14 protein-coding genes are annotated in these 11,893 nt (G+C 70.1%); 1 reads left to right on the top strand and 13 read right to left on the bottom strand.

The window, feature by feature from the left end:
- The first annotated feature begins 30 nt into the window (after nucleotides 1–30).
- On the top strand, nucleotides 31–549 hold the full coding sequence (locus M3190_RS09735; protein WP_251580760.1) for a hypothetical protein: 519 nt from the start codon (nucleotides 31–33) through the stop codon (nucleotides 547–549).
- A gap of 15 nt (nucleotides 550–564) precedes the next feature.
- On the opposite strand, the gene nusB is transcribed toward M3190_RS09735, so the two are convergent.
- The 13 genes from nusB to rpsD form a co-directional block, all read right to left on the bottom strand.
- Nucleotides 565–972 carry a transcription antitermination factor NusB gene (gene nusB, locus M3190_RS09730; protein ID WP_064002078.1) on the bottom strand — a complete coding sequence of 136 codons (408 nt, stop codon included), beginning with the start codon at nucleotides 970–972 and terminating at the stop codon, nucleotides 565–567.
- A 7-nt stretch (nucleotides 973–979) separates the two neighbouring features.
- Entirely contained in the window at nucleotides 980–1,540 is a 561-nt protein-coding gene (efp, locus tag M3190_RS09725) for an elongation factor P (RefSeq protein ID WP_064002079.1), read from the bottom strand.
- Between the two features lie 91 nt (nucleotides 1,541–1,631).
- Complete coding sequence (gene aroQ, locus M3190_RS09720; protein ID WP_251580759.1) at nucleotides 1,632–2,078, bottom strand: type II 3-dehydroquinate dehydratase; 447 nt, start codon at nucleotides 2,076–2,078, stop codon at nucleotides 1,632–1,634.
- Between the two features lie 9 nt (nucleotides 2,079–2,087).
- The gene (locus M3190_RS09715) at nucleotides 2,088–2,621 is read right to left on the bottom strand and encodes a GNAT family N-acetyltransferase (RefSeq protein ID WP_251580758.1); all 534 of its coding nucleotides are present in this window, start codon (nucleotides 2,619–2,621) and stop codon (nucleotides 2,088–2,090) included.
- Complete coding sequence (gene aroB / locus M3190_RS09710; RefSeq protein WP_251580757.1) at nucleotides 2,618–3,697, bottom strand: 3-dehydroquinate synthase; 1,080 nt, start codon at nucleotides 3,695–3,697, stop codon at nucleotides 2,618–2,620. Before aroB ends, M3190_RS09715 begins: the two co-directional genes overlap by 4 nt.
- The gene (locus M3190_RS09705) at nucleotides 3,694–4,239 is read right to left on the bottom strand and encodes a shikimate kinase (RefSeq protein WP_251580756.1); all 546 of its coding nucleotides are present in this window, start codon (nucleotides 4,237–4,239) and stop codon (nucleotides 3,694–3,696) included. The genes aroB and M3190_RS09705 overlap by 4 nt, the downstream gene beginning before the upstream one ends.
- Nucleotides 4,226–5,452: a chorismate synthase gene (gene aroC, locus M3190_RS09700; RefSeq protein WP_251580755.1), complete on the bottom strand. Its 1,227-nt coding sequence runs from the start codon at nucleotides 5,450–5,452 to the stop codon at nucleotides 4,226–4,228. Before aroC ends, M3190_RS09705 begins: the two co-directional genes overlap by 14 nt.
- Before the next feature lie 4 nt (nucleotides 5,453–5,456).
- Nucleotides 5,457–6,287: a shikimate dehydrogenase family protein gene (locus M3190_RS09695; RefSeq protein WP_251580754.1), complete on the bottom strand. Its 831-nt coding sequence runs from the start codon at nucleotides 6,285–6,287 to the stop codon at nucleotides 5,457–5,459.
- Complete coding sequence (gene mltG, locus M3190_RS09690) at nucleotides 6,287–7,648, bottom strand: endolytic transglycosylase MltG (protein WP_251580753.1); 1,362 nt, start codon at nucleotides 7,646–7,648, stop codon at nucleotides 6,287–6,289. Before mltG ends, M3190_RS09695 begins: the two co-directional genes overlap by 1 nt.
- Nucleotides 7,649–7,667: 19 nt before the next feature.
- Nucleotides 7,668–8,120: a Holliday junction resolvase RuvX gene (ruvX, locus tag M3190_RS09685; RefSeq protein ID WP_251580752.1), complete on the bottom strand. Its 453-nt coding sequence runs from the start codon at nucleotides 8,118–8,120 to the stop codon at nucleotides 7,668–7,670.
- A complete protein-coding gene (gene alaS / locus M3190_RS09680; protein WP_251580751.1) occupies nucleotides 8,117–10,783 on the bottom strand; it encodes an alanine--tRNA ligase in 2,667 nt (888 codons plus the stop codon). The genes ruvX and alaS overlap by 4 nt, the downstream gene beginning before the upstream one ends.
- 68 nt (nucleotides 10,784–10,851) lie before the next feature.
- Nucleotides 10,852–11,148, bottom strand: coding sequence for an ATPase (locus M3190_RS09675; protein WP_251580750.1), 297 nt, complete (start codon nucleotides 11,146–11,148; stop codon nucleotides 10,852–10,854).
- Between the two features lie 75 nt (nucleotides 11,149–11,223).
- Complete coding sequence (gene rpsD, locus M3190_RS09670) at nucleotides 11,224–11,880, bottom strand: 30S ribosomal protein S4 (RefSeq protein WP_285876154.1); 657 nt, start codon at nucleotides 11,878–11,880, stop codon at nucleotides 11,224–11,226.
- Nucleotides 11,881–11,893: the final 13 nt, after the last annotated feature.

Raw genomic sequence — 11,893 nt, 5'->3', positions numbered from 1 at the left:
CCACATGTCAGGATGAGCCGGGGGGATGAGATGGCACGTGGGCGTGAGGCGATCCTGGTGACCGGGACGGTGCTCGTCGTCCTCTACGCGCAACTCATGTACCTCGTCACGCAGGTCCTGACGCCGCTGTCCACGACGCCGGGGAAGACCCTCGCTGAGATCGCCGCGGCCGCGGACGCCGCAGGCGAGCCCGTCTTCACCCCGCTCGCCGTCGCTCTCCCGCTCGGCGGGGTCGCGCTCGCGGTGGCCGTACTCGTCACCGCGCTGCGGAGCCGGGCGTTCCGGTCGGAGTGGGTCGCCCTGGCGTACCTCACACTGGTGGCCTGCGGCCTGCCCGTCTACTTCGCCCTGGCCTTCGGCGTCGGCATGTCGCTGGCCGATCTGGGCGGCGTCCTGCCCGTCACAGGTGGCGACTCCGACGTCTGGCTCGTGCTCGCTAACGCGAGCTTCGCCGCCTTCTCCCTGGCGCTGGGCGTTAGTGCCGGACTCGTCGTGCGGCGCGCCGGGCGCGGCACGAGAACCCTCGTCGGCCCGCGCCCCGCGCGGTGATCCGACGGAGCGGGCTCAGCTTCGTGCGATGCGCGCCAGGACGCCGTGGACGAACGAGCCGGAGTCGTCGGTCGAGAACTCCTTCGCGAGTTCGACGGCCTCATCGATCGCGACCGCCGTCGGAACGTCGTCGTTGTGAAGGATCTCCCACACACCGATGCGCAGGATCGCGCGGTCGACCGCCGGCATCCGCTCGAGCTTCCAGTCACGGGCGTGCGTGACGATCTGCTCGTCGATCTCGCTCTGCGTGTCGATGACACCGTCGACGATCTCGCGGGCGTACAGCCACGACGCCTCACGCGCAGGCTCGCTGGCCGCGCGCTTCGCTTCGGCGGCGAGGGTGACGGCGAGGTCGTCGCCGCGGATGTCCGACTGGTACAGGATGTCGAGGGCGCGCTTGCGCGCCTTGCTCCGTGCGCTCATCGGTCGGTCAGTTCACGCGGCCGAGGTAGTCCCCGGTGCGCGTGTCGACCTTGACCTTGGTGCCCTGCTCGACGAAGAGCGGGACCTGGATCTCGTAGCCGGTCTCGAGGGTGGCGGGCTTCGTGCCGGCCGACGAACGGTCGCCCTGCAGGCCCGGCTCGGTGTAGGTGATCTCGAGGACGACCGACGCGGGCATCTCGACGTACAGCGGGTTGCCGTTGTTCAGCGCGATCTGGACCTGCTGGTTCTCGAGCAGGTAGTTCGCGGCGTCACCGACGACCGTCGAGGACACGCTCAGCTGGTCGTAGTCCGACACGTCCATGAAGACGTAGCTGTCACCGTCGTTGTAGAGGTAGGTGAAGTCGCGGCGGTCGACGTTCTCGATCTCGATCTTCGCGCCCGCGTTGTAGGTGCGGTCGACGACCTTGCCCGAGACGACGTTCTTGAGCTTGGTGCGGACGAAGGCACCGCCCTTGCCGGGCTTCACGTGCTGGAACTCGACGACGCTCCAGAGCTGTCCGTCGATGGACAGGACGACGCCGTTCTTGATGTCTGCAGTGGATGCCATGAGAGTGCGGTTTTCCGTTCGATGAGTTCAAGGGCCAGAGCGGCCGACGATCGATTCTACGGGATGCCGCGGCATCCGCCCCGGGAAGCGGTCAGTCCCCGAGCCGCGCGACGAGCGCGCGCGTGGCCTCCGCGTACCCCGCGACGCCACGCCCGACGACATGGACCACCGCGACGTCGGCGATGTACGAGTGGTGCCGGAACGTCTCCCGCGCCATCACGTCGGAGATGTGCACCTCGGCGACGGGCAGCGCGACGCCCGCGAGCGCGTCACGGAGCACGACCGAGGTGTGCGTCAGTCCCCCGGGGTTGATGACGATGCCCGCACAGTCGGTGCGTGCGGCGTGGATCGCATCGATGAGCACCCCTTCGTGATTGCTCTGCACGGCGCGCACCTCGTAACCCGCCTCTTCGGCGGTCCGCTGCACGAGGTCCTCGACGTCGGCGAGCGTCTCCGTTCCGTAGACCTCGGGTTCGCGGACGCCGAGGAGGTTCAGGTTCGGTCCGTTGACGAGCAGCAGGCGGCGGGGGGACGACACGTCAGCACCCTATCGGGCAGGCCGGTGCATCCGGATCTCGACACCGACCTCGACCTCGGTCTCGAGGCCGGTGGGCGCGAATCCGAGCCGGGCGTAGGCCGCACGGGCGCGCGCGTTGTCCGCGTGCACGTCGAGCGTCAACCCGTTCACCCCGGCGGCTTCCGCCCACGCGGATGCCGCGTCCACCAGCGCGTCGATGACGCCGCGCCCACGGTGGTCGGCATCGACGAAGACCCCGACGAGGTCGGCCTGCGGAACGTCGACGCGGCGTCCGAGCGTGTCGGTCGCTCCCGCCGCGCGCAGAAGCACCGTGACCGAGCCCACCCAGCGGTTCGCCACGACGGCGACGAACTGAGCGGCTCCCTCACCCATCGCGGCATCCGCTGTGCGCTGCTGCCAGAAGGCGTCGTCCTGACCGAGCGCCTCCTCGACGGTGGACAGGAACGCGATGGGGGCAGCGGGATCGCGCAGTGCGCGGAGGCGGAGGTCGCGGACCTCGCGCCACTCCTGCAGGCGCACCCGCCGGATGACGGCCTCGGTCACCCGGCGATCTCCTGGTACGCCGCGAACAGCAGGGACTCGTCGGGAGCCTGCATCACGGTCGGCTTGCCGACCGCGTCGAGGACGATGAATCGGAGCATCCCGCCGCGGGCCTTCTTGTCGCGCTGCATGACACCCAGCAGGTGCTGCCAGCCGTCCATGCGGTAGCTCGTGGGCAGACCGAGGACGTCGAGTATGCGGCGATGACGCGCGACGTCGTCGTCCGACAGACGCCCGGCGAGTCGCGACAGTTCGGCGGCGTACATCATGCCGATCGAGATGGCCGCCCCGTGGCGCCAGCGGTATCGCTCAGCGTGCTCGATGGCGTGCCCGAGCGTGTGACCGTAGTTGAGGATCTCGCGGAGCCCCGCCTCGCGGAAGTCCTCGCTCACCACCCGCGCCTTCATCTCGATGGCGAGTTCGATGCAGCGGCGGAACTCGGGCGTCGTCGGGTCGACGGCGGCCTCGGGGTCGCGCTCGACGATCTCGAGGATCTCGGGGAACCAGATGAAGCCCGCCTTGACGACCTCGGCGAAGCCGGCGACGGTCTCGTTGCGCGGCAGCGTGTCGAGGACGTCGAGGTCGCAGATCACCGACCGGGGCGCCCAGAACGCACCGACGAGGTTCTTCCCCTCGGCGGTGTTGACGCCGGTCTTGCCGCCGACGGCGGCATCCACCATCCCGAGCACGGTGGTGGGGATCTGGACGATCTGCACCCCGCGCAGCCAGGACGCCGCGACGAACCCGGCGAGGTCGGTGACGGCACCGCCGCCGAAGCCGATCACGGCGTCGGAGCGGGTGAAGTCGGCCTGTCCCATCACCTGCCAGCAGAAGGCCGCCACCTCGATGCGCTTGCCGTCCTCGGCATCGGGCACCTCGGCGGTGAGCACCTCCAGCGTCCCGTCGGCGAGGAGCGTCTCGCGCAGGTCCGCAGCCTTCGCGCCGAGCCTCGGCGTGTGCACGATGAGAACTTTCTTCACCGTGGGTGCGAGGTGGTCGCGGACGCCGGCGAGAAGGCCGCGACCGACGTGGATGTCGTAGGGCGTGCTGCCGGTGACGCTGATGGTGGTGTGGCTCATGCGCGGGCTCCGGGAAGGTCGGCGGAGGGGACGGCCCACTCCGCGATGGCGGTCACGATGTTCTCGAGCGGTCCGGACGAGGTGTCGAAGGTCGCGTCGGCCACCGACTCGTAGACCGGTCGCCGCTCGGCGTAGATGCGCTCCCAGCGGGCGATCGGCGTCTCGTCCCCCGCGGTCAGCAGGGGGCGCGTGGCCGCCTCGCCCAGTCGTCGTGCGACGACGCGCGGCGCGACCGTGAGCAGAGCGACACGGTGCGGTCGCAGTCGCTCCCGAGTGGTCTCGTCGAGGACGGCTCCCCCGCCGAGCGAGACGACCCCGCCCGTCTCGAGCGCCACGGCGACCGCGTCCCGCTCGAGCGCGCGGAAATGCGGTTCGCCGTGCTCCGCGAAGATGTCGGCGATCGGACCGTGCACACGGACGATCGCGGCATCCGTGTCGGTGAACGTACGGCCGAGACGCTTGGCCACACGACGCCCGACACTCGTCTTGCCGGCCCCCATGGGACCGATGAGCACGATCGCCTGGGGGTCAGGCGAGGTCATGTGCGAGAAGTGCCGCCTCCGACGCGGGAGTCGTCTTCAGCGTCTCCGGGATCGCCGCGAGGTAGGTCTCGAGGTTGCGCCGCGTCTCGCGCACGCTGTCGCCGCCGAACTTCTCGAGCACGGCGTCGGCCAGCACGATGGCGACCATGGCCTCGGCGACGACCCCCGCTGCGGGGACGGCGCAGACGTCGGAACGCTGGTGGTGGGCGGCCGCGGTGTCGCCGGTGGCGACGTCGACGGTGCGCAGCGCGTGCGGGACCGTGGCGATCGGCTTCATGCCCGCGCGCACGCGCAGCACGGTGCCGGTGGACATGCCACCCTCGGTGCCGCCGGCGCGGTCGGAAGCCCGGGTGATGCCGTCGGCGGTCGCGAACAGCTCGTCGTGGGCGGCGGATCCGCGACGGCGGGTCGTCTCGAAGCCGTCGCCGACCTCGACGCCCTTGATGGCCTGGATGCTCATCAGCGCCTGAGCGAGCTTGCCGTCGAGACGACGGTCCCAGTGGACGTGGGACCCGAGGCCCGGCGGCAGGCCGTAGGCGAGCACCTCGACGATGCCGCCGAGCGTGTCGCCGTCCTTCTTGGCGGCATCGACCTCCGCAACCATGCGCTCGGAGGTGGCAGCGTCGAAGCAGCGGAGCGGGTCGGCATCGAGCGTGTCGACGTCGTCCGGACCGGGGAGCACGGCACCCTCGGGCACCTGCACGGGACCGATCGACAGCGTGTGGCTGACGAGGCGGATGCCGAGCTCCGACAGGAACCCGCGGGCGATCGCGCCGAGCGCGACGCGGGCCGCCGTCTCGCGCGCACTGGCGCGCTCGAGGATCGGGCGAGCCTCGTCGAAGTCGTACTTCTGCATGCCGACGAGGTCGGCGTGGCCGGGGCGGGGACGCGTCAGTGCGGCGCCGCGGCCGCGCGACCGCTCCGTCATCTCGACCGGCTCCGGGTTCATGACCTCGACCCACTTCGGCCACTCGGTGTTGCCGATGCGGAGGGCCACCGGACTGCCGAGCGACAGCCCGTGCCGCACGCCACCGGAGAGGTGGAGTTCGTCCTCCTCGAACTTCATCCGCGAGCCGCGGCCGTAGCCGAGCTTCCGGCGGGCGAGGTCGGCGCGGATCGCGTCGAGCGAGACGGGTACGCCGGAGGGCAGACCCTCCATGATGGCGACGAGTTCGGGGCCGTGGGATTCGCCGGCGGTGAGCACGCGGAGCATTGCTCTAGTCTCCCACGAGCGCGCGCCGCATGACGGCCACCACCGCGTCCTCCCGGGGCAGGGGCTCGTCGACGTCGCCGGAGGCGAAGGCGCGGATCTGCAGGACCGCCTGGTGCAGCAGCATCCCCGCCCCGCCCTGCGCGGGTGCGCCGGTGCGATCCCACGCGCGCGACAGATCCGTCGGCCAGTGGCCGTACACGACGTCCATGAGGGCGCCGCCGGCGGCGGCGAGGCGATCGGCGACGCTCTCATCGACCGTCGCCCCGCCGGGCAGGGTCGCGATCGTCACATCCACCGGAGGGAGATGGGCGGCGTCGAGTGGGACGGCGTCCACGTCGAGGTTCAGCCTCGCTCCCAGGTCGCGCAGAGCTGCGGCCGCGTCAGGACGGCGCGCGGCGACCTGCACCTGCTGTGCGCCCATCTCCGCCAAGGCGACCAGGGCAGCGGATGCGGTCGCCCCGGCACCGACGATGCGCGCCCGCTCCGCGGCCACGACACCGGCCTCCGCCCACGCGGCGACGATGCCCCCGGCATCCGTGTGGAAGGCCTGCCAGCCCGCGGACGTCTGGACGAGGGTGTTCGCCGCGCCCGTGAGGGTGGCGCGGGCGTCGCGCTTCTCGGCGGCCGCGAAAGCCGCGTGCTTCAGCGGCATCGTCAGAGACAGCCCGCGGTACTCGGACCCCAAGGACGCGAGCTCGGCCGGGAACGATGCCTCGTCCACGCGACGTCGGCCGTACGTCCATTCCCAGCCGAGCAGAGCGTAGGCCGCCGTGTGCATCGCCGGCGACAGGCTGTGCTCGATCGGATCGCCCCAGACCTCCAGGGCGACCGGCATCAGGAGCAGCCTCCGTCGGGGTTGTCCCGGCACCACTGCTGGTACTGCGCGACGGCCTTCTCATGCTCGGCGAAGGTCGCGGAGAACACCGTCTCGCCCGTCTCGAGGTTCACGGTCACGAAGTACTGCCACGGCCCCTCTGCGGGCTCCACCGCCGCCTTGATGGCGAGTTCACCGGGATTGGCGATGGGCGTCACCGGCAGGCCGGGGTTGACGTAGGTGTTCCACGGGTTGTCGTCCTCGAGCTCCTCGGCGCGCGAGCTCGTGCCGCCCTCACGGTCGGCGAACGGGTACTGCGCGGTGGAATCCATCTGCAGCTTGCCGTTCGTGTCACTGATCGACGGGTCGAGGCGGTTCTCGATGACGCGCGACACTTTGTAGAAGTCGTCCTCGTAGCGGGCTTCCTTCTCGATGATGGATGCGACGGTGAGGATGCGCTCCCGCTGGTCCACCGGGACGCCGGCGTCATCGAGGGCTTTCACCGTGCGGTCCACCATCGCCTGGACGACCTGCGTCGCCGTGACGTCAGGGTCGAAGGTGTAGGTCGCCGGGAAGAGCCAGCCCTCCAGGCTCTGCGCCGTCACACCGTAGGCGGCCGGATCCTTCACGGCGGCCTCGACGTCCTCCACGGGCAGCCCGATCCCCTCCGCGATGCGCGGGACGGACTGCGCGACGGTGAGGCCCTCGCGCAGCTGAGCCGTGTACTCCTGCTTGTTCGCGGGGTCGAGAAGCGCCGAGAACGCCGCTTCGGAGGTCATCTTCTGCTGCAGCGAGTAGACGCCGGGCTTGAGGACGTTCGGGTCCTCGCCGCTGTCGATCAGGAAGGAGTAGAACGCGCCGGAGGTCTTGGTGACGCCCGCGTCGAAGAGCGTCTGCGAGATGTCGGCGCCCGTCTGACCCGAGACGATCGTGACGCTCGCCTCGCCCTCGGCGAGGCCGGCATCGAAGTCCTTCGGCTCCTCCCAACCCATGACGGCGCGGATCTGGTCCTCGTAGGTGTTCCAGACGTAGAAGCCACCTGCGGCCAGTCCGCCGAGGATCGCGAGGATCACCACGAAGACACCCCAGGCGGCGACGCGGCTCTTGCGTCGGTCACGATCGTGTCGCTTCGTGGAGCTGGAGGGCGCTGCCAGACCCCTCTCCTCGAAGAGGGCGTCGATCGGTGCCGTGGAGGAGACGGGTGCGCGCGGGGGCGTCTGCGGACGAGTCGGGGCGGGGCCGACCGTCGGTGCGACCCCGCTCGCCCCCTGCTGCGCCTGACGCGCAGCCCTGCGCGAGGCGGGTGCGCCGTTCGGACCGGCCGCGGGAGCTCCGTCCGCGGGGGCGCCGGAATGGTCGTCGCGCGAAGGCGTCTCGGGCATCAGTGGACTCCTGCGTCTCCTACAGCGCCGCACCGGCCGGGTTACCGGTGCTCTTCTCGACGTCGATCGCCTGCTGGAGGAGGACGACCGCGGCGATCTGGTCGACAATCCTACGAGATGACTTCTGCGAACGCCCGTTCTGCCGCAGGACGGCGTTCGCCGACACGGTGCTGAGGCGCTCGTCGACGAGGCGGACGGGCACCTCCAGCGCGGACTCGAGCGCGGTCGCGAACTCTCGGGCGTCCGTCGTCGACGCGGTCTCCGCGCCGCCGAGGCTGATCGGCAGACCCACGAGCACCTCGATCGCGTCGTACTCCCGCGCGATCTCGACGATGCGGGCGACCGAGGTCTCGGAACGCGGCACCGTCTCCACGGGAACCGCGAGCAGGCCGTCGGCATCGCAGCGTGCGACACCGACCCGGGCCCGACCGACATCGATTCCGAGGCGTACCCCGCGACGGAATCCGCTCACGCGGTCGAGCCCTCCAGCGCCGACACGATGCTCTGCAACGCCGCGGGCAGAGCCGAGGCATCCGTCCCACCGCCCTGCGCGACGTCATCGCGGCCACCGCCGCCACCGCCCAGGACACCGGCCGCGGAGCGTGCCAGCAACCCGGCCTTGGCGCCGGCGGCGCGGGCCGACTCGTTCGTTGCGACGATCACGACGGGCCGTCCGCCCACCTCGCCGCCGAGGGCCACCACCCCCGCATCGCTGCCGAGACGCTCCCGCACCTGCAGCGCGAGCGAGCGCAGATCGTCGGCGGACCCGACGGTGCCGACGGACTCCGCCACGACCCGGTGCGAACCGGCCTGGACGGCGGATGCCGCCAGCGTCGGCACACGCTCGCCGAGCGCCTTCGCCTCGAACTGCGCGATCTTCTTCTCCGCGGCTTTCAGGCTCGCCTGCAGTTCGGCGATGCGGGCAGGGAGCTGGTCTCGGGGGATCTTCAGGCCCGAGGTGAGCTGCGAGACGATCGCGCGCTCGGCCGCGAGCTCACGGAAGGCGTCCTGCCCCACGAGGGCCTCGACACGTCGGTTCGAGGCGCCGACGGAGGACTCCCCCACCAGATTGATCAGCCCGACCTGTGCACTCGAGGACACGTGGGTGCCCGCGCACAGCTCGCGCGACCAGGGCCCGCCGATGTCGACCATGCGCACGCGGTCGCCGTACTTCTCGCCGAACAGCGCCATGGCGCCGGCAGCCTTCGCCTCGTCGAGCGAGAGGACACGCGTGGTCACCTCGAGGTCATCCCGGACGGCGTTGTTCGCGATCTCCTCGATCTCGCTGCGCGTCTCGGGCGAGAGCGCCTGACCCCAGGAGAAGTCGAAGCGCAGGTAGCCGGCGCGGTTGAGCGAGCCCGCCTGCGTCGCGCCCTTTCCGAGTGTGTCGCGGAGGGCGGCGTGGACGAGGTGGGTAGCGGAGTGCGCCTGCGCGGCCGCGCGGCGGTTCGCGGCATCCACCACCGTCGTCGCGGCGTGGCCGACGGCGACCTCGCCCGTCGTGACCTCGACGGTGTGGCTCACGAGGCCCGGGACGGGCTTCTGGACGTCGAGGACCTCGAGCTCGTAACCGGGACCCACGATGACGCCCTTGTCGGCGACCTGGCCACCGGACTCGGCGTAGAGCGCCGTCTCGGCCAGGATCACCTCGGCGATCTGGCCCTGCGACGCACGGTCCGCCGGGGCACCGCCGACCAGGATGCCGAGCACACGGGACTCGGTCTCGAGGTCGGTGTACCCCGTGAAGACCGTCTCGCCGAGCGCGCGGAAGTCGCGGTACACACTCGTGTCGGCCAGCTGACCCTTGCGGGAGCGGGCGTCGGCCTTCGCGCGCTCGCGCTGCTCCTTCATGAGCGTGTCGAAGCCGACGCGATCGACGCTGAGACCGGCCTCCTCGGCGATCTCGAGGGTCAGATCGATCGGGAACCCGTAAGTGTCGTGCAGCAGGAACGCCTGCGAGCCGCTGAGCGAGGTCGACTGCGTCGCCTTCGCGGACTCGATCGAGGTGTCGAGGATCTCGGACCCGCTCGCGAGGGTCCGGAGGAAAGTGGCCTCCTCGGCGAGGGCGTACTGCGACAGGCGCGCGTAATCCGCCTCGACGACCGGGTAGGACTCCTTCATCGCGTCGCGCGAGACGGCGAACAGCTCGGCGAAGGTCGGCCCCTCCACGCCGAGCAGACGCATGGAGCGGATCGCGCGACGCATGAGGCGCCGCAGGATGTAGCCGCGGCCATCGTTCGCCGGCGTGACGCCGTCCGAGAGAAGCATGAGCGACGAACGGATGTGGTCGGCCACGACCCGGAAGCGCACATCGTCGTCGTGGTCGTCGCCGTACCGCTTGCCCGAGAGTTCGACGGCCTTGTCGAGCACCGGCCGGACCTGATCGGTCTCGTACATGTTGTCGACGCCCTGCTTGATGAAGGCGACGCGCTCCAGACCCATACCGGTGTCGATGTTCTGCGCCGGCAGATCGCCCACGATGTCGAACTCGTACTTCGAGCGGACATTCGTGATCTCGTACTGCATGAAGACGAGGTTCCAGATCTCCACGTACCGGTCGTCGTCGGTCGCGGGGCCGCCGTCGACCCCGTACTCGGGTCCCCGGTCGAAGAAGATCTCGGAACAAGGACCGGCGGGTCCCGGGAGACCCGTCGTCCAGTAGTTCGTGTCCTTGCCGAGGCGCTGGATGCGCTCCTCCGGAAGCGTGGAGTGCTCCAGCCAGAGCTGGATGGCCTCGTCGTCCTCTTCATAGACGGTGACCCAGAGATCCTTGGGATCGAAGCCGAGCCCACCCTCCTCCTCCGAGGTCGTCAGCAACTCCCAGGCGTAGCGGATCGCGCCTTCCTTGAAGTAGTCGCCGAAGGACCAGTTGCCGAGCATCTGGAAGAAGGTGCCGTGACGCGGCGTCTTGCCGACCTCTTCGATGTCGTTCGTGCGGATGCACTTCTGGTTGTCCGCGGCGCGCTTGTAAGGGGCGGGGACGTCGCCGGAGAGGTAGGGGATGAACGGGACCATGCCGGCGACCGTGAACAGCAGGGCCGGGTCGTCGCTGACGAGGGATGCCGAGGGCACGATCGTGTGCCCCTTCTTCTCGAAGTAATCCAGGTAGCGCCGGGCGATCTCAGCGGTCTTCATCGTGTGTCCTCAACTGCATGCGGGATCGGTCGCGTCCGCACGGGCGCGACCGGGAGATGTGGGGGTGGTCAGTCGTCGAGCTTGGCGGCCGCGGAGCGACCCGCGGCGGCGACGCCGTCGACGAGGTCGGATGCGGCATCCTTCACGTCGCCTGCGACGTCCGTGGCGACGTCCTTCGCGTCGGCGACGATGCCGTCGATCTTCGCCTCCTGCGCCCGGTAAGCATCCGCCATCCGGTCGGTGAACTCGGAGATCCGCAGGTCGACCTCGGAGAGGAGCTCCTGACCTCGAGGGTCCTTGTTGACCAGGTGCGCAGCGACGAAACCGCCGGCGATGCCCAGCAGGAACCAGAGGACGTTCTTCATGGGATCCATGTTAGGTGCAAAGCAGAAGGGGCGCCGGGTGAACCCGACGCCCCTTCTGGCGATGCTCCGCCTCGCTCAGCGCGCGGCGTAGTACTCGACGACGAGCTGGACTTCACAGGTCACGGGGACCTCGGCGCGCTTCGGGCGACGCTCGAGACGTGCCTGCAGCTTGTCGAGCTCGACCGAGAGGTAGCCCGGAACCGGCGGCAGAACCTCGGCGTGACCGCCGGCGGCTGCGACCTGGAACGGCTCGAGAGCCTCGCTCTTGGCCTTGACGTGAATCGTCTGGCCCGGCTTCACGCGGAAGGACGGGCGGTCGACGAGCTGGCCGTCGACGAGGATGTGACGGTGCACGACGAGCTGGCGCGCCTGTGCGGTCGTGCGGGCGAAGCCCGAACGCAGCACGAGGGCGTCGAGACGCATCTCGAGGAGCTCGACGAGGTTCTCACCGGTCAGGCCCTCGGTGCGGCGGGCCTCGTTGAAGGTGTTGCGCAGCTGCTTCTCGCGGATGCCGTACTGCTCGCGCAGACGCTGCTTCTCGCGGAGGCGGACGGCGTAGTCGCTGTCCTGCTTGCGCTTGGTGCGGCCGTGCTCACCCGGAGCGTAGGGACGCTTCTCGAGGTAGCGGGCGGCCTTGGGGGTCAGTGCGACGCCGAGGGCGCGCGAGAGGCGCACCTTGCGGCGGTCCTGGGACTTCGTTGCCACGAAATCTTCCTTCCATGACGTGGCCATGTCTTTCACGGCT

Origin of the sequence: Microbacterium oleivorans (assembly GCF_023715745.1) — a bacterium.
In the GTDB taxonomy this organism is placed as follows: Bacteria; Actinomycetota; Actinomycetes; order Actinomycetales; family Microbacteriaceae; genus Microbacterium; species Microbacterium oleivorans_D.
Note: the sequence above shows the minus strand (reverse complement) of the source record. Positions and strands in the feature narration are given on the sequence as shown.

What these genes read in the sequence shown, in the direction of transcription:
- M3190_RS09735 (WP_251580760.1), top strand. Translation starts at nt 31, where the DNA reads ATGGCACGTGGGCGTGAGGCGATCCTGGTGACCGGGACGGTGCTCGTC.
- nusB (WP_064002078.1), bottom strand. Translation starts at nt 972, where the DNA reads ATGAGCGCACGGAGCAAGGCGCGCAAGCGCGCCCTCGACATCCTGTAC.
- efp (WP_064002079.1), bottom strand. Translation starts at nt 1,540, where the DNA reads ATGGCATCCACTGCAGACATCAAGAACGGCGTCGTCCTGTCCATCGAC.
- aroB (WP_251580757.1), bottom strand. Translation starts at nt 3,697, where the DNA reads ATGAGCCACACCACCATCAGCGTCACCGGCAGCACGCCCTACGACATC.
- M3190_RS09705 (WP_251580756.1), bottom strand. Translation starts at nt 4,239, where the DNA reads ATGACCTCGCCTGACCCCCAGGCGATCGTGCTCATCGGTCCCATGGGG.
- aroC (WP_251580755.1), bottom strand. Translation starts at nt 5,452, where the DNA reads ATGCTCCGCGTGCTCACCGCCGGCGAATCCCACGGCCCCGAACTCGTC.
- M3190_RS09695 (WP_251580754.1), bottom strand. Translation starts at nt 6,287, where the DNA reads ATGCCGGTCGCCCTGGAGGTCTGGGGCGATCCGATCGAGCACAGCCTG.
- mltG (WP_251580753.1), bottom strand. Translation starts at nt 7,648, where the DNA reads ATGCCCGAGACGCCTTCGCGCGACGACCATTCCGGCGCCCCCGCGGAC.
- alaS (WP_251580751.1), bottom strand. Translation starts at nt 10,783, where the DNA reads ATGAAGACCGCTGAGATCGCCCGGCGCTACCTGGATTACTTCGAGAAG.
- M3190_RS09675 (WP_251580750.1), bottom strand. Translation starts at nt 11,148, where the DNA reads ATGAAGAACGTCCTCTGGTTCCTGCTGGGCATCGCCGGCGGTTTCGTC.
- rpsD (WP_285876154.1), bottom strand. Translation starts at nt 11,880, where the DNA reads ATGGCCACGTCATGGAAGGAAGATTTCGTGGCAACGAAGTCCCAGGAC.